Raw genomic sequence first — 26,022 nt, forward strand, 5'->3', positions numbered from 1 at the left:
TATCTATGGAGAAAAAGAACGTGGTTGTATTAGATATTATTAGTTTGACGGAGGAGCATCTAAATGATGCTGAATTAACCCCAAATATTCAGAAGTTGCTAGAGAATGGCCAACAAGCAAAAATTAAACCTGTATTTCCGGCTGTAACTGGTTCAATGCAGGCTACGTATATTACTGGAACCTCACCAGCTGAACATGGAATTATTTGTAACGGTCTTCCGAATTGGGATACAAAAGAGATAACAATGTGGAATCAAACAATGCTACCTGTTGAAGGTAAAAAGATATGGGAGAAGTTGAAGGGAGAAGATTTGACAGCTGAAACAGCAGTGTTGTTTTGGCAGTTCAGTAAGTTGAGCACAGCAGACTATGTAGTTACTCCTGCCCCAATTCATCTCGATAAAAAAACAATTATGTGGTGTGATTCAAAGCCGAGGGGGCTATATGAAAAATTGAGGGGGAAATATGGGGAGTTCGATTTGAAGAGCTTCTGGGGTCCGCTCTCTTCAGTTAAATCCAGTGAATGGATATTAGATGCAGCAATAGATGTTTTAGAAGAATATAAACCAAGATTATCACTTGTATATCTACCCAATATAGATTATAACGCACAAAGGTTTGGGCCTGAAAGTGAAGCTGCGAAGAGATCCATTAAAGAAATTGACAGTTTAATTGGAAACTTTGTCGAGCAATTGGAAGAGCGCAACTTGAAGGAGCAAACACGGCTAGTTATTTTATCAGAATACAACTTTAAGACAGTTAATAGACCTATATTTATCAATCAAACGTTGAATAAAGAGGGATATGTGGCTATCAAGCATATTGAAAATATGGATTTTCTCGATTTAGAAATGTCAAAAGCTTTTGCTTTAGCAGACCATCAATTGGCCCATGTATATATTCAAGATTCACGTGATATTGGGGTAGTGAAAGCAATTCTGGAGAGAATACCAGGTATAGCCGAGGTATGGGGAGAAGAGGAGAAGCGGGCTCATAAGGTTAATCACGAGCTTTCAGGGCAATTAATTGCAATTGCGGAACCTGACAGTTGGTTTGTGTATTACTGGTGGTTGAACGATGAACAGGCACCAGAATTTGCATACAATGTAGATATTCATAGGAAGCCTGGTTATGATCCGGTAGAGCTGTTTGTAAATCCAAAGACATTCCAAATACCACTAGAACCGGAGCGAATCAAAGGATCTCACGGTTTACCAGCAAAGGATAAAGGAGATTATGTGTCACTTGTAGTAACAGGGAGAGATTTTGAACTTCCAGATACATTAGAAGCAACCGAAGTCCATGACTTGTTGCTAAAACTTGTGGGGAATGAGGGGTGGTGAAAGAATGACATATCAGATAGGTGTGTTATTTGTTGGAGTACTAGGCGCAGTTGCAACAACAACAATTTCCGGAATCTTTGCAGTCAATCAAAATCTTGCTCCACTAAAGGGCGTTATTTCTACAGAGAAAGAATTCGAGACACTACAGCTAACTCCACTCGATCAGATTGCTTTTGGTGGATGGGATATACAAAAGGATTCATTGATAGAAGTAGTACAAAAATATGGTATCATTCAGGAATCTATTTTGCAGAAAATTGAAGTGCAACTCAATGATGTTCCTATTTGGCAAGCACCACTGGCTAATGTAAATGATTTTGTTAAAGGAGTCTATAGTCTGACAGGAGAGCCTGAGAACTTAATGAGCGCAGTGAATCAAATTCAGGCAGACATTGAAGATTTTAGAAAAAAATATAATCTTGAGAGAATTGTTGTGATAAATACTGCTTCAACGGAAGCAAAGACAAAAAATCATTCATTATATCAGTCTTTAAAAGCATTTGAGACAGGGTTAAGGGAAAATTCATCGGATATTCGACCGAGTATGCTTTATGCCTATGCAGCTATGAAATCAAAATGTGCCTATGTAAATTTCACGCCAAGTGTGACGACTGAGATACCAGCACTACAGGAATTAGCAGAATTACAAGCTGTTCCGACAGCAGGAAAAGATGGACGGACAGGTCAGACTTTATATAAACATGTTTTAGGAAAAATGTTTAAACAACGCGGATTGAATATTGTCGGGTGGTATAGCACGAATATCTTAGGGAATCAAGATGGTGCAGTTTTGGAACATCCAATACATTCTTCAACAAAAATTGATTCGAAATCCATTGGGTTAGAACAAATATTGGGGTACAGTAATTTTGATCATAAAGTAAGAATTGATTACTTTCCTGTCCGAGGAGATAGGAAAGAGGCCTGGGATACGATTGATTTTGAAGGTTGGTTAGGAGAACGAATGACAATGAAAATTAATTGGCTAGGTATCGATTCGATTTTAGCTGCGCCTCTAATAATTGATTTGTCCCGTTTTATGGATCATGCACTTAGAGAGAGGAAAGTAGGAATAATGGAACATCTTTCACTCTTTTTTAAATCACCAATTGGAACAGATGAGTATGCCCTTGATCAACAATATCAAACATTATTAGAATATGTGAAGAATTTTGAGGGTAATGTTTAGTATCCATGGTGACCTTAGAGTTGAAAAAACATGAATGTAATATTGGAAATAGATATTAGTATTATTAATCAATATAGGGAATTAATTGGAAAAATTCAGTTAGAAGTTGGTTTTAATGCAATTCATTTAATATAAAATGCCCCCACTGATAGTTGTGGGGGCATATGAAACTCTATTGTTTTAATGTTTATACTAGAAAGTTCTTACTTCATGCCATAAATAGTAGTTTTTTTAAATCATTCAACTTTATTTTCAAATCTTTACAGTTTTCTCTTTCGTCATACTCAATGTAAGCTATGTGACCATCGGGGCGAATTTTTGAGAGAGAGCACATATGAATTATCGCCGGGATTGGGGCAAAATGTGCTGACTCAATATTTAGCCCGAAAATTAGAAAACAATGTGTTACCGAAGAAAACAGCTGCTGTATGGGCCAAGCGCGAGGGCGGCAGATTCTACCTCTTACTAATATTTTCATTGTTACTGAACTCTACTTCATTAAAAGTTTGGCTATATCCCAGGTTGCCCCGTGTGAAAATAAGAATAAGTAAAGCAACAAATCCCAATCCTATCACTACAAATATATCCGTATTCTTTAAAACAGGGTTGGTGGAATGAGTTTGTACCAAACTAAACGTATTTACACTCGCATGAATTAGCATGACAATAAATAAGTTACCGTGATTGCAGTTATAGACCCAAGTAAGAAGAATTGAAATCGGCAAACATAGTAAAATAAAAATTGGTAAATGAATATATAGGAGAGAAAGGTCAGAACCCGGGCCCCCCCTTTGTGCAGCCGTTAAGAAATGTGGAAGATGCCAAAAAGTCCACAAAACACTAAGTAGTAAAGTAGCTTTTAACGGTCCAAATTTCGATTGTAATCGAGGCAGAGCGAAACCACGCCATCCGATTTCCTCGGGTAAAGGCCCACCGAGAAAGAAAATTGCTACAAAAGAGAAGAGATAGGTTATAAAAAATTCAAAATTAAGGTCACGGAAAGTAGGTATCTCTCCATTTACTATCACCATCCCCAGAAACATTGCAGCGGGGATAACGATGAGAGTAAACAAGTACCACTTCAAACCGACCTTAGTAGATAGAATGCTTTTTCTAAATTTTTTCCATGACTCCTTGCCTTCAAGAGTTCGAAACATGATATACGCTGCTAACATAGGGCCTACAAATGCATTGGCAAAAAAGAAGATATCAAATGCCTTTGTTTTAGGAAAAATACCCCATTGGGATAAGATAAATGGAATTAATACAACCCATGAGAATACATATGCCATTACAAAAAATGAAGTTAACGGATAGGATTCCAAATACCCTCTCAGACCTGTTGATGAGTTTTTTGCTTTTGTTAAATGTTTCAACACAATCACCTCTTCATTTATAAAATGCCGTATATGTGCTAATTCTACATATTTTCATACAGAACCTTTTTGATGTAATAGAGTTGAGTTTTTTGTAAGAAAGGAGCGATAAATTACCAAAGAAATATAGAAATTTCTATAACAGTTTCCTTCATTTTCGTGTCTATCTTGAATGCATCTGGAGGAACATCCCATGCCTATCAAATTAAGAACATAGGCAAGATGAACTTCGTCTATTAGAACTAAAATATTCTTAATATAGAGGTACACTCTTACAAATGTAGTTATTAGTGCTTCACTAACAAGATTCGTTGAAACCTCAATTTAGAGGCATAATGGATTATGATGTTTTTCCGTAACAAATATAGTTAAAAGTTTTTAAGTTTAGAGAGAGTTATAGGGGGTATACATACATTATAAAGAGTTGATTGGAGATAAATTTTATGGCGAATTGGTCTATAAAACTTTCATTCTTACTTTAAATAAAAAGGGGGAGTATATATGAGTAAAAGGTTAATGAATAAGAGGATTCTATTTATTTTGTAAACGAGGAGCGTGTGAAAAATGAAAAATATGAAACGTAAGCTAGGAACCTTTGCACTTACAATGACTGGGATTGGTTCGATTTTAGGGTCTGGCTGGTTATTTGGTGCATGGAAGGCCGCCAAAATATCAGGAGGGGCCGCTATCTTTTCTTGGGTCTTAGGAATGATTGTAATATTATTTATTGCCTTACCATATAGCGAGTTAGGAGCCATGATTCCAGAGGCTGGCGGAATGGTAAAATATACCCAATACTCACATGGAGATTTCGTAGGATTTATTGCTGCATGGGCTAATTGGATAGCCATCGTCTCAGTTATTCCGGTTGAAGCTATAGCCTCAATACAATATATGAGCTCGTGGCCTTGGGAGTGGGCAAGTTGGGCCAAAGATTTAGTGGATAATGGAATGCTGACTTCAAAAGGGCTTGCAGCTGCTTCTTTACTTATAATCATATATTTCTTTTTAAATTATTGGACAGTTAGTCTATTTGCAAAAGTTAATTCATTAATTACTATATTTAAAATTATAATTCCTGGTCTCACAATTGGTGCATTGCTATTTGTTGGATTTCATGGAGAGAACTTTACTAGTCATCAGGACTTTCATGTATCTAATTGGTCAAATGTATTAACTGCTATGGCAACATCTGGTGTTATTTTTGCATTCAATGGTTTTCAAAGCCCAATTAATATGGCTGGTGAAGCAAAGAATCCAGGGAAATCTATTCCTCGGGCAGTTGTAGGATCCATTTTAATTGCAACTGTAATATATGTATTATTACAAATTGCTTTTATCGGTGCTGTAAATCCCGATATGATAATTAATGGATGGTCGAATTTAAATTTCAATTCACCATTTGCTGATTTAGCGATAGCACTAAATATTAATTGGTTAGTTATTGTATTATATTTAGATGCTTTTGTATCTCCTTCTGGTACAGGTACTACTTATATGGCAACCACATCACGCATGCTATACGGAATGGAGAAGAATGGATATTTTCCAAAAGTTTTTGGGACATTACATCCTATATATGGTGTGCCTAGATTTGCCATGATGTTTAATTTATTGATTTGTTTTGTTTTTTTATTTTTATTTAAAGGATGGGGTGTTTTAGCTGAAGTTATTTCAGTAGCTACATTAATTTCATATGTTACTGGACCTATAACAGTAATGACTTTGAGAAAAACTGCACCTAATTTTAATCGTTCTTTCTATATAAAGAGATTAAACATTATTGCGCCTTTAGGGTTCATATTTGCATCATTAACATTATATTGGGCAAGATGGCCATTAACAGGAGAAGTAATGTTTATTATTCTTATGGGCTTACCTATATATTTTTATTATCAATTAAAAACAAAATGGGTTGGATTTAAGAGGAATTTTTTAGCTGGATTATGGATTGTGGGGTATTTATTATTTATGATTTGTATATCGTACATTGGAAGTGAAAGATTTGGTGGGTTAAATATTATAACTTATGGATGGGATATGGTACTCATTTCAATTGTTTCTTTTCTATTTTATAGATGGGCTATAAATAGCGGATTTAAAACTAAGGATCTAAAAGTAGCACAGAAGATTAATCGGACAATCAGTTAAATGCTATACTTGAACTACTCACCACTTAACGTCCTAACGGACTGTTTGGAGTGGGAGATTCCTGCGAACACCGATGTATCCATCAGTTATCTTAGCAGGCTCTACCCGTAGTCCCTACGGTGAGAACATAAGTATCTTGTACGCTGACTCACCACACTATCTACTTTAGCTTGGTTTTCGCAATTTTGAGAAGCGTGGGGCGATAGAACGTTGAAGATTTTACGGTTGCAACGTTTTTCTACAACCAACCTCATATCTTCAGTTTTCGAAGAGCAATCTGTACAAGTAAATGATAGCAAATATGTTGGCTTATGCCAACCGACATTCATCTCCCACCTAAAATTGGTGTTTCACACCTTCATATTTTTGAGGAAGGAGTCTTCTGTCGGAAAACGATAAATTAGAAAAAATGAATTTCTAAGAGTTAACTTATGATATTTTGAAATTTTTAATTAAGAGTGGCCTTACATGCTCATCATGCTAATATTTTAAAATATCTCCAAAACGAAAATTTTATTATTTTATAGTTATGTATGAGAGTTTAGCTCATTTTCTTCATTTGTGGGAACTACCAATTCCTTCAGTTGATGGATGTGTGGTGCTAGCCCATCAAGGGTTACCAACTACAAAACGCGGATATCGTACGTTATCAAGACCTAAATTCAAAGAAACCTAAAATATAAGAGTCCTAACATATTATATATGACTAATATGTTAGGCTTTTTTATTTTTTGTACTGATTTTTGGATCTGAGTTTGCGTAATATTTTTCTTTATTTGGATGGTAAGAAAAAGAATCCAGTTTGAAAAATCTTTGATCAAAATTGATTCCACTTTTGAGATTGACTATGTATCTTTCATAAAAAAGTTTGATCATTTTTGTGATTTTTCCTCCATTAAAGCGCTCTATAATGGAATACCGAAAATAGAAATTCGAATGCAAATTAGCTTATTTTCCTTCAAGTAACGCCATCCACCCATGGTAAAGTTAACACTTTTCCCCATAAGGAATAATGACTTTGTTCAATAATCAGTATCATTTTGCTAATGTAATGAACCTACTTTATTAATTTTCAACGGAAACCCTCTTCATTAATCGCTTTAATTTATTTTCAGTATCTGTTTCCTCTACTGGTGTGTAGATACTGCACCGTAAATCCATATCACCTTGAACTTGAAGAGAAGTTAAATTAAACAACATTTTTCCTGCTTTAGCATGTCTGAATTCAATTATCATGTCTGGAGCCTTACTCACTTGACTTTCTTTCCATAAATCCTGGAATTCTGGGTGGGAATGACTCATTTCTTTAATAAACTGGCTGTACCATTCATCGTCTAAATAGCGTCCATAATAGGTACGGAAAATCGCAAGAAAACCTTTCACAAAATGGTCCCAATTGACGGCCAATGCTTTTAATTCTTTTCTAGTGAATACTAAACGAATCAAATTTCTTTGATCATTCGGTATTTGTTCAAAATCTAAAAAAACATAAGCTGCTGCAGGATTCCAGCCTACAATATGGCAATGTCGATCCGTAATGATAGTCGGACAATATGTTAACTCATCTAGTATTCGTATTAGAGAAGGGCTAATCTTTGATTGATCTTTTTTTTGACTTGTAATTTCTGAATTTGTTTCGAATGCTAGGTCATATAAGTAGTCGGTTTCATCAATATTTAATTGCAAAGCTTTAGAAATACAATCAAGTACGAGTGTAGAAACCTTTATATCTCTTCCTTGCTCTAGCCATGTATACCAAGTAGTGCTTACACCTGCTAACTGCGCAACCTCTTCTCTTCGTAACCCAGGTGTTCTTCTCCGGTTTCCGGCAGACAAACCAATAGACTCTGGATTAATTTGGGCGCGCTTAGCTTTTAAGAATGCCGACAGAGCTTTAAGCCTTGTTTTATTATTCATTTTTAAAACTCCTTATCTTATCAATTTATCCTAGTAGTAGTTATACTAGGATAAATCCCCCCCTTGTAATAGGACAAATTGACTGTAAAATACAAGTATATTATTGATTGGAGGGAATGCAAAGTGGAAAGAGTTGTGATTACTGGTATGGGAGTAGTTTCTCCTATAGGAAACGACATCAAAACATTTTGGAACAATCTAATTAAAGGGGAATCTGGTATAGTCAATATCGATACTTTCGATGTTACCAATCATAAAACAAAAATTGCGGGTATCGTCCAAGATTTTGATGCAGATGAAGTTTTAGGAAAGAAAGAAGCAAGACGTTTAGATCGTTTTTCTCAATTTGCTTTGGCTGCAGCTGAACAAGCTTGGTCAGATTCTAAGTTAGACCTCGATCGTATAGATGTAGAAAGGTTAGGCGTATACGTAGGTTCAGGTATCGGAGGGATTGAAACCTTGATTGAAAATGTTGATGCGCTTAGGCAGAAGGGACCAAGAAGAGTCAGCCCAACTCTAGTACCTGCCATAATGTCTAATGCTGCTGCAGCACAAATTAGTATCAAGTGGAATGCGATGGGGCCTTCTATGTCACCTGTTTCTGCTTGCGCAATTGGAAATACAGCTATCGGAGAAGCCTTTAGACTAATTCGTTCTGGGGAAGCTGACGTTATATTTGCAGGTGGAACAGAGTCAGCTATAATAGACTTATCATTAGCCAGCTTTGGTAACGCTACAGCATTATCAACAAGAAACGATAATCCCACTAAGGCTAGTCGTCCATTTGATGAAAATCGAGATGGATTTGTCATGTCAGAAGGAGCTGGAATTTTAATTTTAGAATCTTTATCTCACGCTTTACGTAGAGAGGCAAAGATTTATGCAGAAGTCATTGGATATGGTGCAAGTTCAGATGCGCACCATATCGTAGCTACACATCCGGAAGGTAAAGGTGCTTATCTTGCAATGAGATCTGCTTTAAAAATTGCCAATATATCGCCTGAAGAAGTTGATGTTATTAGTGCCCATGCAACAAGTACAAAAGTGGGGGACATCTCTGAAACGATGGCTATTAAGCAGCTGTTTGGAGAACAAGCTTATCAGATTCCGGTAACAGCTAATAAATCTATGCTTGGTCATATGTTAGGGGCAGCTGGTGGAGTTGAAGCAATTGCTTTAGCAATGAGCATAAAGGAAGAGATAATTCCTCCAACAATTAATTTAGAAAAACCTGATCCATTATGTGATCTAGATTATGTACCTTCTGTTGCTCGCCAAGTGAAAATAAATATAGGTCTATCTAACTCATTTGGTTTCGGAGGTCATAATGCAGCTATTGTTTTAAAGAAATACGAGTGAATAAACTTTCTCCCGTCAATCTGACCAGTTCCTCTAGAAACAGTTAGATTTATTCAATTAAATGGCCCGATTGTTGAATAAGAAAGAATCCTGCACATCAACATAGAATTTTGATTACACTTTTTTACATATTATCAATCTTTATTTTAAAGCGACAATTAGAGGTATCTAAAACGAAGAGGAGCAAGGGGAATCTACCTATTACTATAATATTGATTTCCGTTATATACATTAGTATAATAATAAAGTCAGCGTTATAGGGGTATAACAGACGACATTCACTTTTAAAATCATAAAATCGGATTCACTTATATGAAAGGTAAAAGCCCTCCTAATTAAAGGAGGGCTTTTATCTTTATTGTTGAAATACAAAAATAAACAGGGTCAGAAAAATAATAGATAAAACTTTTCTGCATAACCTTTAAAAACAGATCTTATTAAGGTTTATTCTGAATACGTATTTTTAACAAAAAACAAAATATCAAGCATGTAGTCAACAAGTTCGGAAGGTCATAGGGTACCATACCTTAGCTTAATAGGGCATGTGATGAGCCCCCTACATAACCTTTCTGCATAATTTTTCCTCGCTAAATTTTATATTTATTAATATTTAAAGGGCAACCTTTATAATCGAATATACATACCAAATGATATAATTGATTATTCTGAATCCTTTTGATAAATATGCTACAGCATTTATCTTTTATTACCTATCGTGTTAATATGATAATATACAGTTTATTAAATATATTTTGAAGGGGTGGAAAAAATGATTAAATTCAAGAAATTATCTACATTATTACTTGTAAGCGCTTTACTAATGTTGCCTACAAGTGCAAATGCAGCAAATCTGTATGGTGTTGTGAGTAATAAATGGGATGGAAATGGCACTATCCAGGAAGCTGTAGATATCGATGGGGATACTATTTTTGTTGGAAATTCTACTGATTTAGCTGTATTAAGCACTGAATCTGGTGGATCAATGGTTTCACATGAAAAAAACAAACCTTCTTTTCCTACAAAAGGCATTGTAAAAACATCTGATGGTAACTTTTTTATTGCGGGTACATCAGGAAAATGGAAAGTTGTAGATTCATCTGCAGGTTTAGTTGAACAAGGGCAGTTATCGGACAAACGTAATCCGAGATTTGTTAAGAAACTATTGGATGGAAGGCTTTTATTAGTTTACGATAAAGGTTATTATGCTATTCTTGATGGTGATTCTTATGGCGTAACACGAACAGGAAAATGGCCAAATGATTGGAATATTAACGATTCAATTCAGTTATGTGGACACCTGATCTTGATGGTAGGTGATAAAGGAAAGTATCAAGTCATGTCACTAACAAATGGAAACGTAATCAACTTTGGGGATTGGGGATCAACAAAACATGATATTACGTCAATTGACAGACTTTCTGATGGTACTATAATAGCTGTTGGAGAGGGTGCAAAATTCGCCCTTTTTAATAAAGAAGGGGAAAAGATTGAGAGCTCAGAACTGACTGATCAAGAAAGTAAAAATTATAAATGGAATAAAGTGGTGGCCCTCAAGGATAAACATGCAATAGTAATTAGTTCCACTGGTCAGATGCTTTTGGTTCAGATTGATGGAAATAATAAAATTTCTGTTAAAGCAAAAACAAAATTAAATAATTATACTTCTAGCGGCACTGTAGTAAAAATTAAAGATAATCAAGTATTCGTTACCCTTGCTAGTGGTCGATATATGGTTTATCAAGCAGATTTATAAAAATTCGAATTCAATAGTAAAACCTTTGAAATGCAACAACCTTATTATTTGTATAAATAAATTAAAATATAAAAATAACCAGGGGGATTATTTTGAAAAAAATATACTTATTTGTTGGTTTTTTGATGGGGTTTATGGTAGTTAATTTGGATGGTATTAAAGTTGAAGCTGCCGAGCTAAATATAGAACAAATAAAACATTTAGAGTCTTTAGGTTTCACTAAAGAAGAAATTTCGGACATGCCTGAAATGGAAATAATGAAAAACTTAGAAATTGATGGTCAAGTTGTAGCTACCAAAGAAAAGTTTATTAAAGTTACTGAAAATGGAGTTAATAATTCAAGTAAAGAAATTGAAATTGATAAGAACACGTATTTAAATGAAGTTCAACTAGAAGAAGCAAAAAGAGTTCAAAAAAGCAATGGTGTGGCAAAACTTTCTAGCGATATAAATACAACATCTTATAAAAAGGTTACAACTAATATTGTCTCTTTAAAAGCAAAACAAAAGTACAGGGTAAAAACTTCAATAGAATGGAGTGTTATGCCTAGTAATAGAAAAATAGATGTTATAGGTACAGGTGTTAACAGTTCTTTTTGGGCTCCTTCTCCAGGATCACAATATGGACAACAAAAATGGAAACTAAAGTATGATTGTAATAAAACTAAACCTAAGAATGCAACTTATACCAAGGACAGCAACAAATGGTCAAAAGGACCTTCTGGCTATGCTTTAAATATTGATTTACCTAATGATGTTACTAAATCCTACGCTTGTTATAACGAAAAAGTACTAACTTTATCCGCATTCTCTTATTATACAGTTGAGAAATTAGCAACTACTACTCAGATAGATGCTTATGGTAAGTACTTGCATCAAGAAACAACATTCCAAGTTTCTCCGTCTATATCGTTTTCACCTCTTACGTTTGGAGTTTCAGCTAGTCAATCTGATAAATTTACAGAAACTACTACACATGCACAAGTGAAATTCTAAAAACTTTTAAAAAGATTAGCAACTGCTATATTGCAAGGAATAAGAGATGTAGCTCTTATGGAAAACAGAATGAAAGAAGCATGAAAATCTAGTTAATTTTCTGAAGAAAATTTTAGTAACGCTTCAACTAATTTAATTTGAAACAAAATTAAATAGTAAATAATTAAAAAGGAGAGCCATGCTCTCTTTTTTTAGTCCTCAGTAAAATCTTATTAAATTTGGAGTTTAACTAGAATGTAATTTAATTCTACATAAGTAACAAAAGATATTCATGAAGGATCTACTTTCTCGTCTAAATTGTTTAGAGATCTATGCCTTTATACACTTTTTCAAAAGTGTATAAAGGCATGAAAGTAGAAACTAATTTTGTAGTGTGAAATGCTCTACCATCTACAGAAACAGTTCAATTAGTACTTATTATCCTGGCCACACATCCAGATAAGAAAATGGGCACTTCTTTAAACAGGGACACCTACTACAAATGTATTCTTTGCAGTACCATTAGGTATACCAAGAGCTCTATTTGTATTGATAATAGTCCCTCTTGGAAATCTAGTCCAGAGTAAACATGGCTACATATAGATGGATGCACTGCAGCAGTAGTATATTGACGTGGTGTTTGAGAATTCCTTAGGATATACAAATGTTAAGATTTACGTGCTACCCCCTATAATAAAACCCTATAAATGTTAATATGTATTATATATGGTATATATTTGCTTTATGAAAAAGGGGGAATATTATGACTGAAACAAACAAATCTTCAGGAATCAATTTAAAAGAAGCTGTGAAATTTTCTATTATAATCCCTGCGCACAATGAGGAAAAGTATATTAAAAAATGTTTAGATTCGATTGCAAAAGCATCAAAAGCATATAAAGGTCAAACTGAAGTTATCGTTGTTTTAAATCGTTGCACAGATAAAACAGAAGAAATAGCAAAGTCTTATAATTGTATTACATTAAAAAACAACGATAAAAACTTATCCAAAATTCGAAATGCAGGTGCCCAAATAGCTAGTGGAGAAATAATCATTACTATAGACGCTGATACCCAAATGACAGAATCTATGTTGTCTAATGTAGATAAATATTTAGCTTCAGGTAAATACATTGGCGGTGGGGTAACTGGGAAATTTGAAAGAATGTCTTTAGGAATATTCGTTTCCGCAATATTATTAATAATCCCCTTACTTTTTAAGTATGGAGCTATATCTGTAGGGATTTTTTGGTGCTATAGAAAAGACTTTATAGCAATCAATGGATTTAATGAAAATATGCTTATGGCAGAAGATGCAGATTTTGCTAAACGGTTAAAAAAATGGGGAAAGCAAAATCATAAGAAATTCGGTACCATTAAAAACGGAATGATAACTTCATGCAGAAGATTTGATACATATGGAGACTGGGCTTTACTAAAAAATCCAAAAGTAATCTTAGCCTATCTAAGAGGAAATGATAAAAAATACGCAGATAAAACATATTATGATAACCAAGAAAGATAAAGGCGAAGAATACCAAACAAATCATCGTCAAGTGAACTAGCAAACTAAGATAAATAAAATTCAACCAAACTAAAAGAATCTTATTTATTTAGGATTCTTTTAGTTTGGTTGAATGTAGACTATTAACCATATGCTCGGGGTATCAAAAATAAAGGTGTGAAAGAATTATGAAAGAGTATGCGAATGCAGAAGAATTAATTAAATCAATCGATAAAGCTTATAAGAAATTTATTGAAGAATTTAAGGTGATTCCTGAAGAGTTGAGAGGTAAACATATCTCTGAAGTGGACAAAACTCCTTCTGAAATCCTTTCTTATCAATTGGGGTGGATTAACTTGTTATTATCATGGGAAAAAGATGAACAAGATGGACTTGACGTACAAACACCTACTCCGGACTACAAATGGAATAACTTAGGTGGGCTTTATCAATCTTTTTATAAGCAGTACGGTAAGTTAACCTTAAAACAGCAAGAGGAAGAATTAACAAAGTTAGTTCAAATGTTAATTGATTGGATAAATGATCTTTCTGAAGTAGAATTATTTCAACCAGAACAAAGAAAATGGGCCACAACAAAAGCAAAGTGGCCTATTTGGAAATGGGTGCATATCAATACAGTTGCTCCATTTACGAATTTCAGAACTAAAATACGAAAATGGAAAAAAGTAGTGTTATAAGTGATTTAAGAAGAGTAGATATCCAGACATTTAGACGAGAGGTAATAAAGTCTATTTCTTATATATGGCTTAGCTTCAGAAAAATGTGGATTTACAACGTTAAGGAAATTTCAATACTAAAAAGCCTAAATTCTCAATTTAATGTGAAGAAAATAGGCTTTTTTATTTAGTGATGAAACCCATTATTGATTTAGATGTTATTGACCCAATTTAGAAAATATCTATTCAAATTGTTAATTTCTTTATAATAAAATATATATTTAACTAGGGTAAAAAGAATAAGAGTCTGCAATGTGTAATTGCTAAACTCTTATTCTTTATTTTTTTCTATTCTTCTTAAACTATCTTTAATAGTTGTTTCCCAAAGTTGGGTGTATAATAACGCTGTATCTTGACTGGTATGTCTAAGTTACTGCATCACTTGTAATGAGTCTCTTTCTTCCAGATATAATTTATATACAAATGTATGTCTTAATTTATAAGGAGGCATTATTTTCATATACCTTAGTATATTTTGTGCTATATATCATAAAAACTTACTACTTTTAATGTGTTTTTGAATATTATCTCGAATCTCGGTTTTTACGTTATTTAATTTATTTGTAAGATAATTCGATTTTCCAAAAAAGTGTATAAGAAAAAGCGCTTATACTACTAGCTTTCAAAATTTAAAAGGTATAGCATGAGATTATTTGAAATTTAATCATTTCTCATTCCACAATCGTTTAATTACGATCTCTCCATTAATAGAATTTATTTCATAAACATCTGGATTTGTAATTAAACTTCCTTTGTCAAAATCAAAATTTTTATCGAGTTCATTAAACAAGAGCATCATTGTAAAACGATGTGTAATTAAAAATATATTTTGGTGATTACTATTCTTCAGCTCTTCCATTAGGCTGTTCACACGAGATAACACTTCATCATTAGATTCACCATTTGGAAATTTATGTTCCATATCTTTAAAATGGTTCTTAAGAACTCCCCATAAATCCTTACCTTGATAATCGCCTATATTACGCTCTTCCAAACGCTTATCTGTGCAAAACGTTTGGTCTGTTCGTGCGGTTAAAATTGCTGTAGTTTCGCTAGCACGTAAGAACGGACTACTAATTATAATAGCATTTTCAAATTTCGTGAGATCCGATAAAAATTCAGCCAATCTTTCAGCTTGCACTTTTCCTCTTTCATTTAGTGGAGAAACATGATCATTAGAATCTGACTCTCCGCGTAAGAGTTATGCTAAGAAATGAGGGTGTCCATAGCAAGGTACAAAAGCTAGAACTAAAAATATATTAAGAATCACTAAGATTTAAAAACAGCTTATAAATATAAATTAGTAAAATTAATAATACAAGGCAGACGATTGGCTTGACAACCAATTAGTTTTTTTAATATGGGATTTTTAGTACTTTACTTGTAATCCAACTAATAAATTAGAAATATGTGGGTATTTTTAGATTTATATTATGAAATCTTTTTTATTGGAGGTTATGCATTATGGAGACGAAAAAACCTGTTGGTGAACTTGTATTAAGTGTTCATAAGGAGGGGAATCTTGCTCCAATTTTTGATGCTCAAGTAGAGATTAGGGATACAAATGGAATTTTAATTAAAACTTTAAAAACAGATAAGTTTGGTAATATTGAAAAGATTGTGTTACCTGCTCTTTCAAATGAAATTGGGCATGGTGATGGGGTTGGGCACAACCATCATACGACGGTTTCTCAAGGGAGATATATCATCATTATTAAACATCCTAACTATTATCCAGTACGTATAGAGAATTTAACAATATCTAAAAATTCTGTAGCAATACCAGAGATAAAGCTTACTCCTTTAAATAATAATCGCGAAAGGGTTTCATATAAAGTATTGGTAATGGAAGAACCTACTCCTTCTAATGAAAAAAAATTTCTTAATCCTTATAATATTTCAGAATCTGTTTTAATTACATCACAAACACATCATGGACATTTCCATGGGAGGTGTGGAGGTGGGGGATTTTCTGGTTTACCCATAGGCCTCACGATTCCAGAATTTGTGAAGGTTAATTTGAATAATTCTCGTACTGTAAAAGTTCCATTTGTTGATTATATTAAAGGAGTTGTTCATGCTGAAATTAGAGGATTTACTGAAGATGAAGCAATTAAAGCTAATGTAATTGTAATAGTATCTTTCATTTTAAATCGTATTTTTACGGAGCACTATAAAAGAGAGAATAAGGATTTTCATATAACAAATGATACGCGTGTGGATCAAGGTTTTTTAGAAAATTATACTGCTGAAGCACCACTTATCAGGAATATAGATGACATTTTTAATCAATATGTAGAATATCCTGGAGATCATAATTTTCCATTTTTAACTCAATATTGCAATGGTACTTCGATAAAATGTGCAGATAAAAATAAGTTAGAACAAATTGGATCTAGAAAATTAGCTAATCAAGGGAAAAAACACGGAGAAATATTAAAACATTATTACGGTTCAAATTTTAATATTATATCAGCAACTCACATTTTATTAAATGGAGAATTTTATTCTTTTATAAAACCTATAAATTTAGGAGATTCAGGTTCTGAAGTGGAAGAATGTCAAAAGTATCTTGAGGTAATAGGTAAAGAATATCAAATTCCAGTACTTACAAAATCTATTGAAGAACATGGAGAATTTGGAGAAAAAACCGATAAAGCCGTAAAACTTTTTCAAAAAGTAGTTATGAAACTTCCTGAGGAAAAAATAAATGGGGTAATAGATCAAAAAACTTGGTATTTAATTTTAACTCGTTATCTTGTTATTGTTGATTCACGTAGAAATTATATCATTCATAATGCCCCACCTAAAGATATTCCAGTATTAAAAGTTAAATTTAGAAGTAGTTTTGAATTATTTGAGTATTTAGGTAATTGGGTTTATATATGGGGAATTATAGAAAGAGAGGAAGTTGGATTTTGGTTTTGGCCATCTTATATTGGAGAATTAGATATACTGGGATATATTTGGAAAGATGGAACAAGGGAAAATATTACGATTAAAGTTAAGGATACATATGCTTATTTTCCAGAAGCCAAAGGATTTTAAAATTTATAATTGCAATATATATTTTTATTCCAATAGAAAAGTGGAACTTATAATAAGCATACAAGAATTACGTGAATGTAAAAGGGGAGGTAGTTCAATTGTGTTTGAATGATTGTTTTAGAAAGAACCGTAAAATATTAAAAAAATTCTTACCTAATAGCTGTTAAGATTTTTACTAACCATTAAAGCGAACTAATGTTCGTTGCTTGGAAAATAGTCTACGTGATTCTGAAGACATAAATTGAAGAAAATAAACAACGGTCTATTGAATATAGACCGTTGTTTATTTTTCACCAACTCACCAACTTTCTTCCGTTGTATCTGATTAAATCACAAATATTTTTAGTGTTTTTTATACACAGTATAAATGGTTATTGTAGCAATTTTATTCTTTATAGGGGTATAACATAAGACGTTTATTTTAAAATCATAACATCCGATTCCCTTATAAGAAAGATTAGTAAGTATTAATGAAAGTATGAAATGTACTTATATATCAAGTTTATTTTGGTAGGTAATTCGACAGAGGGTAACTTGGCCGCAATAGCGGCTCTCATGCTCATTACTCGTACATTCCAGCCTGATTTGTGCGGTCCCACCAGTTATCGATGTGATTTGTCTATACGGCGGCTATATCGATACAAAGCCGGTGGGCCCCCATCTCCTATAGCTTAACAATGGAAAGGACATGCCTTCGTAGTGTGGCCGAGAGCTTAGAAGTCTTTCGAATGGACTCCAAGCTCTCAGTATGCACTTTATACTACAATAGTCTATCATAATAGTTATATTAATTTATATGAATGTTATCTTACTCGATTTTTTTGGTATAAATAGAGAACAAACTTCAAAACATAATAGATGTGATTAGATAACTAATCGCAAACTGTGCTCAATATGTATAAATTTAAAAACTAAAGATTTTATGGAGGTAAAATGATGAAAGAATCTAGTTTTTCAGAGAATTCACAACCACCAAACACAGATTTGGCCTTAAGTATGCCAGATATCAGCAATCTTTCTCAATGTATCGATGATGTTAAAAATGCTGCATTTGACAGTGATACCGGCCCAAGTGATATAAAGGACTATAATGAGTTACGAGGAAAATTGGAAGCTTGTCGGGATAAGTTGCCTTCACTTTATCAAAAAGCCGTATTTGAACCGTTTATGCAAAAACTAAATGATATCGGGCAAGCTGGATTTAATGAAATCCTTTTACGAAGTGATGATTTATCCGGAGTGATGTTCGATATTATTCAAGCGATATTGCAGCAAGGGGAAAGGTATAACAAAAAGGCAACACGCGCTTTTCAGGAGGTAGTTAGTGATATATACGATGGTTTTCTAAGTAAAGAAGATCGTATAGGAGTAAAACGACCAGATAAAAGCGTTATTCCTCCACTTGTAAAATGGGGAAATCCAGATTTGGGCCCATATACTATTCCAGTTGATGGCACTTCCGAAACCTTTGGCTTGCAGACAGGGATAGTGAATCTTCCTCCCGTTAATGCTAGACGGGGTGTTTTAGCATGGGGTGCACTGGGCCATGAAACAGGTGGACACGATATTCTGCATGCTGATACTGGATTGCTTAAAGAACTTTCCACGAGTGTTTTCAATGCGTTGAATAATCAGAATTCGAACGATGGATTACCAGAATATTGGGCATCAAGAATTGATGAAACAGCATCAGATGTTTTAGGAATACTTAATATGGGACCTGCAGCTGGCATAGGCTTAATTGGATATTTTAGGGGTCTCCGTGCTGCTTCTACAGGGGAACCTGAATTAAGTAATAACGGACGCACTAACGATCCACATCCAGCTGATATTTTACGGGGCTATTTAGCTGCATCCACAGTAAGGTTACTTAGTTTTGACGGTGCAAAAAATTGGGCTGATGTTATTGCATCCGAGACAGATAAAGACCTTAAAAAAATTATTCTCGATGGAACTCAAGTAAGTGCGGAGGATGCTCGAAAATCTGCAGAAATTGTTGCATCTGTCATTGCGCAATCGAGACTACAAGTACTAGGCGACCATGCACTAAGTGAGATTCAAAATTGGAAAAATGCGGATGAAATGATTGTTCAGCAACTGCGCTCAAATTTATCAGTCGCACACCCATTGCCTAATAAATTTGAATCCAGCGTGTTTGCTACTCATGTTGTTGCTGCAGCTGTTTTTGAGGCATTATCTAGTAATGGTAATGGTAATCTTCCAGTTATATTTGACAGGATGTTAAGTATGTTAAATATTTTGCATGATGCGAATCCTTCATGGGGGCCTTTACATATTACGCTTCCAGGAAACATATATCTACGTCGAGCTTATAGAAATTTCATTTGAAGTATCAAGGAATTTAGATGTGATAAAAGCAAATATGCATAGATAGAAATTTAAACTTGAAAAAAATTCGAAAATAAAAGGTTCAGCAATATATCTATATGCTGAACCTTTTATTATTTCTCTTTCTCTATTCTGCGTAAGCTGTCTTTAATGGTGGCATTCCCAAGTGGCTGCATCACTTGTAACTAGTCTTATTATTTCATAGTACAAATAAAAGAAATGTTATATACAAAGAAATCCTCCCTGCAAATAATAGTGTATTAATTGTAGGGAGGATTTCTGCAGTTATTACATTCCTTCACCATGGGTAGTATATTGTATAATTTCCTGCTTTTGTACTGCAATCATTGCCTCGCCATGAGTGTTACTTAAAGTGATTGGTGCTACGAGCATTAAACCAGAGAACAAAAGTCCTGCCGTACTAATTAGAATTTTTTTCATCATTTTAAAGCACTCCTTTTCTCCATTTCAATTTTAGCCTTGTACCCCACACGGAAGTATTCGCTTACTTTCGTGTGGTTACCTTCATCATAATACTTGTTTGCTAATTCATCAGCATATATTTCGACAAAGTGCCATAAATTTTCTTCTTGGAGATAATGGATTCCTTCAACAATAATCTTTTCGTATTCATCTATAGTTGTATGCTGTAATCTTGCATTTAGAATTGTTAAATGATGATAATATTCTTTATTATTTTGTGCATTACTAATTTGCAATCCTTTATCTATATAATTAGCAGCTTCATTTACATTGCCTAGTTTCTCATGTTCTTTAGCTAACAAATACATTGTTTTGCAGCTACCTTCTAGTGCCTTGGAGAGATAATTGATTGCTAGTTGAGGCATATTTTGATCTGAATATAGCAGCCCTATATTATGACGAATCATATGAGTAAGTTGTGTTTGATCTTGTTTGGTTGCAATATCTAAAGCGGAAAGAAAATACTCTTCAGCTAACTCGTATTGCTTTAGGGAAGTACTTGCAAGTCCCAAAATATTATTACATGAAGCTACATTTATTTCATACCCAACTTCATTAGAATAGATTTCTTTCGCTTTATTACTGTATGTTATTGTATTTAGTGGTTGGAACTGATAATAGTTGAAAAGGGCATACTGATAATTAAATTCCGCTTGTTCTAATTCATCCGGAATAAGAGATAGAAGTGTTTCAGCTTTGTGATAGAAGTGTTTGGCGTCACTATATTGTCCAATCTTCATTGCATGTATAGCATTGAACAGATAGTAGTAGTAATTGAGCATGTCTGTGGTAGACTCTTCAATATGTTCTCCAGGTTTTACTAAACCTGATGTATTATTTATCAAAAGATTATACCTAAACTCTAGTAACGAATAGTAAATAAGAAGCGTTTGATCTTGTTCCATTTCGTCGATAAGTTTTTCAACATCTGATCTTAGATTTTTTGCTTTCAATAACTTTTGAGAGCGCATAGCTTTGTACCAATCGTTCATTAATTTAGTAATCTTTTCGTTTCCTTTTGCTACAATCACATAGCTTCCCCCTTTGTATATTTATATCTATATGTTTTTATCATAGCAGTTAAATCCATATTATTACAGCTGATAGTAGTTTAAAAGAATATTTCTAAACAATTATCAGAAAATTCTGTATTAATTTGCAATCAATTTGGATTCCTCTTCATATTAGGCTAAAATAAGTGATGAGTATAAATCTACCATAGCGACGAGGGGAAGACAGTGAAAAACCATACAAAAGGTCCTAAAGGGCAATTGTTGCAAACAAATAAGAAATGGTCTCACCTAAAGCAAAACCAACGTGAAACCATATCAAATTGGCTGAGAGAGGCTTATATAGAGAAGGTTAAGGTGCATAACCGTAGATTGAAACCGAGAGAACATGAGGATGTTTTAGAAAGTGTTATGAGTAAAATCTATGATTGTGAAATTTGGATTCCGGATTACGAAGTCGAAAAGTATTACAAAGGAAAATTAAATAAATGGTATAATAAACACATTTCTTTGGAAGAAAAAAAAGATAAGGATTCTTATAATTAGTTGTAAAGGTGTATGCAGAAGCTGTGATGAGCTTTATTAAAGAAGGAGATATTTTGTTATAAAGTAGCACCAACAAAACGCGAATTTCGTACGTTATCAAGACCTAAATTTAAAGAAAGCTAAAAGCGCATGTCGGACAAAGTGCACTATATAATGCAGTTAAAGAAGCAAATAAAAAAACAAGATAAATATTAGCGGAGAAATAAAATGAGAATACTAAATTGTTCAAGTGTTGAAACAACAATAAAGTCACTTTCTACATTGCTTAAAACTAAGGAAGAGATTTTAAATTCATTTATAGATAGCAATAAATATCGAATAACTAATAATGATAGCCTATGGAAATACAATGATCTTACTATTGAAGATATACTAAACCATTTTGATTTAAATGAAAATGAGATTATTCCTGATAAATTAGTTATGTTTCATTTAACCTCTGCTCTAGATGATAACAGTTTTCGAGAAAAAGGGATATTAAATTTAGAATCAGTTATTAAAGATGACATTTTTTCTGGTTTTTTAGAAGAATGCGGAATAAAAGTATGCTATCAGGATGATTCTCCTCCTTTACTTGAATTTAAGGGAAAAGAATATAAGGAAGAACTACTGTTCCACCGCTTTAAAAATGATAAATGCATAAATGGTTTTTTGATAAATGAAGATGCTGAAAATAATACTAATGTAAGTCATATTCGAGAATGTCCTGAGTTTATATGGGATATAGGTAACCTAATTAAAATGCCAGAGATAGTTTATAAATGGAAAGAAAAGGCTAAACCTTTAAAACTATCACTACTCGTAAACTATGGGGATATTAACTCTTTTGAACCATCCAACTATGTTCTAAAGGCAATTGAGTACATTCTATTCAAGCAAACGGGTTACTGGGGACCAGAGGAAAACCATATGGTTTTCCTGAAAGAAGACATCTGTATTTCTCCTGAAAAAATCCTCAAAATAGAGAAAGTTAACTATATTTGATAATTAAATTGGATCTAATTTGTATCGGAAATTACGAATATTATTCGAGAAAAGAGCAATTACATTGAAAGGTGCTTTAGTTAAACAAGCCAATCCTTGTGAGAGAAGGGATTCACCTTTTATCGTTTTACAATCTAATAAATGTTTTTAACTATTATATATGCACAATTCCATTAACTGTAGGGTTTAATTTATATGCTTATTTTAAGAATATAATGGATACGATGCTGAAAACAGTCATTGAGCATAAATTAAAAGCTCCATGGGCTAACCAAGCGGATAAGAATCCCAATCTTAAAAATAACAAAGCATCAATTATACCTGGAATGAAATATACATGGAAATTTGATACGTCAGGTCCATGTAATAATGCAAATCCTAAATTAGTGACTAATATCCATCCCCATATATATAAGGGGTTTTTATGGATAAACAATGGATTGTAAATTTTTTCAACCAATGAAAATTTCACTTTAAAATTAGCAAGCGCTAAAAATATTCCAGCGTAAAACAAATATCTAAAGACAAATTCTTCTTGAAATGGACCAATTACAGAAACCAAGATAAGAAATCCTGTTTTGGTTAGGTCTGATGTATATGTTATTTGATCTGATCCTATGCCAATCATATCTTGACCTAGTACAGTAGGGATAAAACAAATGGAAGTGACGATAAATTGTATGAGTATGCCAATTAGGATTGGGAAACCTATAGTTAAATATTTGTTTTTATGAAGAATAAAGCGATTTTTGAAATCATTTCTTATTATCGGAAAGATGAAAATTACTGCTAATAAAACTGAAAATGAAAAGAGGTTATCAATGGCATTATTATTATTAGAAAGTCCTAATCCTGTTAGTTTATCTGCTAATACAAGAATAAAAAAGAGTAAAACAAAAGTAACTATAAATAAAATAGGTTGAATGATGTCACGTATAAAAGTCAAAAAAGTTCCTCCTCGTAAAAAAAGATATTAAAATTTCACGAACCCTGATCAATTTACAATTTATTACATAACAAGATGCTTTAATTTTAGCATTTTTTCATATTACACACATTGAAATTTTAATTTTCAATCTATTTTTTAGTTAAAAGGAGTTTGAATAAACCATATTATAAGAATGTATAATTTTACGTACTGTATTTTGGACATAGAAAGTCGCTGAGATTGCGATTTTAAGGCGATTATCTTTCCCTTCGTGTATAACCCATCATTAAATGGCTTTAATAGATCCATAGGGAAATAGGAAAGAAGAGTAACTATTCGGCAATTACTCTCTTTTCCTTCATGTGACATGCTAACGTTGTAATAATTAGTAATGTACTAATAATAAGTTTTTTAGATTCTAATTTACTTTGTAGTCTTTGCCATCATAACAAATGGTTCATATGTATCAAATTTCTTTGGAACATGAACTCCGAATCCATGAGGTTGAATATGGAAGCCTTCAGCGTTTGAATCTGGTGTATAGATCAATACTTTATCATATTTTGAAGGATCTAATTCTAAAGAAGAACAAATCTTTTCTCTTAGGTTATTACCATAAAAATGTTGATCGGCAGCTGTACCACGGGCATAATCTAAGTATGCGAGGGTAATAGGATCAAAGATGTGGAATAAATTATTGTCATGATCCACATGTAGTACAAAATGATTGAATCCTGGTCCATTATTTGCAACGAGCAATTCATAACAATTATCGTTAATGGTTTCTCGTAAAACAATATCTTCTCTTTTAGTATCTACCATCACAAAAACCTCCTGGAATATTAATCTATTAAAAGCCTACCACAAACTAACTTCGTATACTGGGCTTGTCTTATCAGAGGTTTTATTAACATAATATTTTTATGTTATAAACAATGAGGGGTAGCACCACATTGCTATCAAGTTAAGGTTTTTAAGTTCACCCTAAATGAAAATTATATGTAATTTTTATATCAAAATGGTTTTTATCTAGCGGCTAATACTTTGATTGTAGTTGTATCACCGTCTGAATATACATCAAGCAAATTCTATTTATACAAAAAACAAACCTGATTTCCACTAGCTTAGGAAACCAGATTTGTTTATTATTGGCATATAAAACTTCGATTGTTATAAGATTTCTTACTTATTAAATAAAGATGCGATTTTATCAATGCGATTTGTCCAAATTCCACCTGTGTAATCATTGGGAAGGCGTTTTATGTCATCTTGCGAATCAAATCCACTTGAAAATCCAAGTCCATTTCCTCCTACAACGATAACTCGGGTATCTGCTTTATCCATTCGATTAAGAAATCGGTTTGGCCATCCCCAAAGCCAAGGTGCCACTTTTTCAGGTATATGTAACTCTCCATGTTTCAGGCTTGAAGGCATGTATCCAGTCCACCCTAACGCGATATAAGTAAGAAGATCTTTTTTCAGGGTTGCTTTTGACATGGTGCGTAAACTAGGGATACGCTCTTTTATCGCAGCAATCGGTTTATCGCCGCCATATACAGTTAGCTGTTCAAGACGTTTAGCTGGGAGTTTTTTGAGGTAATCTGCCATTTGAATTCCTTCTTTTTCATCATCACTTTTAATATGAATAAGGAAAGAACGATCTGGGAAATGGTTAAGTACTTCATCCAATGTTGGCATAAGATTTATTCCTTTACCACGAAACGGGAATGTTTTTCCCCCATCAGCTGTATAACCATAACCAATATCAAGTGCCTGTAATTCTTTTGTTGTAAAATCCCTTGTAATACCTTTACCATTAGTACGACAATCAAGAGTCCAATCATGAAAAATGACAAAATTATTATCTTTAGTTGGTTGAACATCAAACTCTACTAAATCTGCGCCCGCTTTAAATGCCGCCTCCATAGATGGAATTGTATTTTCTAAATAAGAGTGTTCAGGTTCATGTATACGCTCAGCTGTACAAGTATCCCCCTCTATGTCCTCCATAGCAAATGTTTGAGATAGCCCTCGATGAGCAAGAAGAAGAGGGGAATCAACGTTACGCTTAGCAAAAAAAGAACTATTATTCACATAGATAAATACGATTAGGATAAAAATGACCCAAGTCGTTTTTCGTTTTAATAATCTGTTTATTTTGTTCATTGTATTCTCCTTTTAAATGTCGATTAAAAGTTCAATCAATGTTTGTTATGTAAATACTGGTACATATTACACCTTGTTTTGTTCTTTTACAATGGGTATCATTGGAATCTAAGACTTTGTAAAAAATACCGTTCACTATTGCTTATTGTATAAATTTGTTCCATCACTACACAGAATTCACCTTTCTATAAGGATATAGACATTT

Annotated in this window: 20 protein-coding genes and 1 pseudogene; 12 read left to right on the plus strand and 9 right to left on the minus strand. The window is 33.3% G+C overall.

The annotated features are described in order from the left end of the window. Nucleotides 1–5 precede the first annotated feature (5 nt). Together DN407_RS28310 and DN407_RS28315 are read left to right on the plus strand one after the other, a co-directional pair. Nucleotides 6–1,343, plus strand: coding sequence for an alkaline phosphatase family protein (locus DN407_RS28310; RefSeq protein WP_255446546.1), 1,338 nt, complete (start codon nt 6–8; stop codon nt 1,341–1,343). A gap of 4 nt (nt 1,344–1,347) precedes the next feature. Beyond that, nucleotides 1,348–2,532 (plus strand): inositol-3-phosphate synthase, encoded by a 1,185-nt coding sequence (locus DN407_RS28315; RefSeq protein WP_149216911.1) that lies wholly within the window; start codon nt 1,348–1,350, stop codon nt 2,530–2,532. A 455-nt stretch (nt 2,533–2,987) separates the two neighbouring features. On the opposite strand, the gene DN407_RS28320 is transcribed toward DN407_RS28315, so the two are convergent. Then, nucleotides 2,988–3,908, minus strand: a complete 921-nt coding sequence (locus DN407_RS28320) for a CPBP family intramembrane glutamic endopeptidase (RefSeq protein WP_149216912.1) — start codon at nt 3,906–3,908, stop codon at nt 2,988–2,990. A 564-nt stretch (nt 3,909–4,472) separates the two neighbouring features. On the opposite strand from DN407_RS28320, the gene DN407_RS28330 reads away from it, so the two are divergent. Then, entirely contained in the window at nt 4,473–6,059 is a 1,587-nt protein-coding gene (locus DN407_RS28330; RefSeq protein WP_149216914.1) for a glutamate/serine transporter AimA, read from the plus strand. Between the two features lie 1,065 nt (nt 6,060–7,124). On the opposite strand, the gene DN407_RS28340 is transcribed toward DN407_RS28330, so the two are convergent. Beyond that, a complete protein-coding gene (locus DN407_RS28340; RefSeq protein ID WP_149216915.1) occupies nt 7,125–7,976 on the minus strand; it encodes a helix-turn-helix transcriptional regulator in 852 nt (283 codons plus the stop codon). A 123-nt stretch (nt 7,977–8,099) separates the two neighbouring features. Between DN407_RS28340 and fabF the strand changes: the two genes are divergently transcribed. The 5 genes from fabF to DN407_RS28365 all read left to right on the plus strand — a co-directional run bounded on the left by fabF (nt 8,100) and on the right by DN407_RS28365 (nt 14,264). Next, nucleotides 8,100–9,335 (plus strand): beta-ketoacyl-ACP synthase II, encoded by a 1,236-nt coding sequence (gene fabF / locus DN407_RS28345; protein WP_149216916.1) that lies wholly within the window; start codon nt 8,100–8,102, stop codon nt 9,333–9,335. 769 nt (nt 9,336–10,104) lie between these two features. Beyond that, entirely contained in the window at nt 10,105–11,088 is a 984-nt protein-coding gene (locus tag DN407_RS28350; RefSeq protein ID WP_149216917.1) for a hypothetical protein, read from the plus strand. 92 nt (nt 11,089–11,180) lie between these two features. Then, the gene (locus tag DN407_RS28355) at nt 11,181–12,083 is read left to right on the plus strand and encodes a hypothetical protein (protein WP_149216918.1); all 903 of its coding nucleotides are present in this window, start codon (nt 11,181–11,183) and stop codon (nt 12,081–12,083) included. 742 nt (nt 12,084–12,825) lie between these two features. Then, complete coding sequence (locus tag DN407_RS28360; RefSeq protein WP_149216919.1) at nt 12,826–13,587, plus strand: glycosyltransferase; 762 nt, start codon at nt 12,826–12,828, stop codon at nt 13,585–13,587. Nucleotides 13,588–13,754: 167 nt separating this feature from the next. Then, nucleotides 13,755–14,264, plus strand: a complete 510-nt coding sequence (locus tag DN407_RS28365) for a ClbS/DfsB family four-helix bundle protein (protein ID WP_149216920.1) — start codon at nt 13,755–13,757, stop codon at nt 14,262–14,264. 310 nt (nt 14,265–14,574) lie between these two features. Here DN407_RS28365 and DN407_RS28370 read toward each other — a convergent pair. Further along, nucleotides 14,575–14,779: pseudogene (locus tag DN407_RS28370) on the minus strand (tyrosine recombinase XerS); the annotation flags it as partial. 188 nt (nt 14,780–14,967) lie between these two features. Continuing rightward, on the minus strand, nt 14,968–15,444 hold the full coding sequence (locus tag DN407_RS28375) for a histidine phosphatase family protein (protein WP_149216921.1): 477 nt from the start codon (nt 15,442–15,444) through the stop codon (nt 14,968–14,970). Nucleotides 15,445–15,767: 323 nt separating this feature from the next. Here DN407_RS28375 and DN407_RS28380 point away from each other — a divergent pair, with 323 nt between their 5' ends. Both DN407_RS28380 and DN407_RS28385 read left to right on the plus strand, forming a co-directional pair. Further along, complete coding sequence (locus DN407_RS28380) at nt 15,768–17,351, plus strand: SpoIID/LytB domain-containing protein (RefSeq protein WP_149216922.1); 1,584 nt, start codon at nt 15,768–15,770, stop codon at nt 17,349–17,351. A 936-nt stretch (nt 17,352–18,287) separates the two neighbouring features. Further along, nucleotides 18,288–19,700, plus strand: coding sequence for a hypothetical protein (locus DN407_RS28385; protein ID WP_149216923.1), 1,413 nt, complete (start codon nt 18,288–18,290; stop codon nt 19,698–19,700). Between the two features lie 288 nt (nt 19,701–19,988). On the opposite strand, the gene DN407_RS31820 is transcribed toward DN407_RS28385, so the two are convergent. Further along, nucleotides 19,989–20,141 carry a hypothetical protein gene (locus tag DN407_RS31820; protein WP_003308622.1) on the minus strand — a complete coding sequence of 51 codons (153 nt, stop codon included), beginning with the start codon at nt 20,139–20,141 and terminating at the stop codon, nt 19,989–19,991. After that, nucleotides 20,141–21,214 carry a Rap family tetratricopeptide repeat protein gene (locus tag DN407_RS28390; protein ID WP_149216924.1) on the minus strand — a complete coding sequence of 358 codons (1,074 nt, stop codon included), beginning with the start codon at nt 21,212–21,214 and terminating at the stop codon, nt 20,141–20,143. The genes DN407_RS31820 and DN407_RS28390 overlap by 1 nt, the downstream gene beginning before the upstream one ends. Nucleotides 21,215–21,421: 207 nt before the next feature. On the opposite strand from DN407_RS28390, the gene DN407_RS28395 reads away from it, so the two are divergent. Together DN407_RS28395 and DN407_RS28400 are read left to right on the plus strand one after the other, a co-directional pair. Then, nucleotides 21,422–21,739 (plus strand): transposase, encoded by a 318-nt coding sequence (locus DN407_RS28395; protein ID WP_149216925.1) that lies wholly within the window; start codon nt 21,422–21,424, stop codon nt 21,737–21,739. Between the two features lie 207 nt (nt 21,740–21,946). Further along, nucleotides 21,947–22,723 (plus strand): hypothetical protein, encoded by a 777-nt coding sequence (locus tag DN407_RS28400; RefSeq protein ID WP_149216926.1) that lies wholly within the window; start codon nt 21,947–21,949, stop codon nt 22,721–22,723. A gap of 199 nt (nt 22,724–22,922) precedes the next feature. Here DN407_RS28400 and DN407_RS28405 read toward each other — a convergent pair whose 3' ends face one another. From DN407_RS28405 to DN407_RS28415, 3 genes are all read right to left on the minus strand, one after another. Next, a complete protein-coding gene (locus DN407_RS28405) occupies nt 22,923–23,669 on the minus strand; it encodes a CPBP family glutamic-type intramembrane protease (protein ID WP_149216927.1) in 747 nt (248 codons plus the stop codon). A 405-nt stretch (nt 23,670–24,074) separates the two neighbouring features. Continuing rightward, on the minus strand, nt 24,075–24,473 hold the full coding sequence (locus DN407_RS28410; protein WP_149216928.1) for a hypothetical protein: 399 nt from the start codon (nt 24,471–24,473) through the stop codon (nt 24,075–24,077). A 360-nt stretch (nt 24,474–24,833) separates the two neighbouring features. After that, nucleotides 24,834–25,817 carry a glycerophosphodiester phosphodiesterase family protein gene (locus DN407_RS28415; protein ID WP_149216929.1) on the minus strand — a complete coding sequence of 328 codons (984 nt, stop codon included), beginning with the start codon at nt 25,815–25,817 and terminating at the stop codon, nt 24,834–24,836. Between the last annotated feature and the right edge of the window lie 205 nt (nt 25,818–26,022).

It is taken from the genome of Bacillus sp. JAS24-2 (genome assembly GCF_008274905.1).
Taxonomy (GTDB): Bacteria; Bacillota; Bacilli; order Bacillales; family Bacillaceae_G; genus Bacillus_A; species Bacillus_A cereus.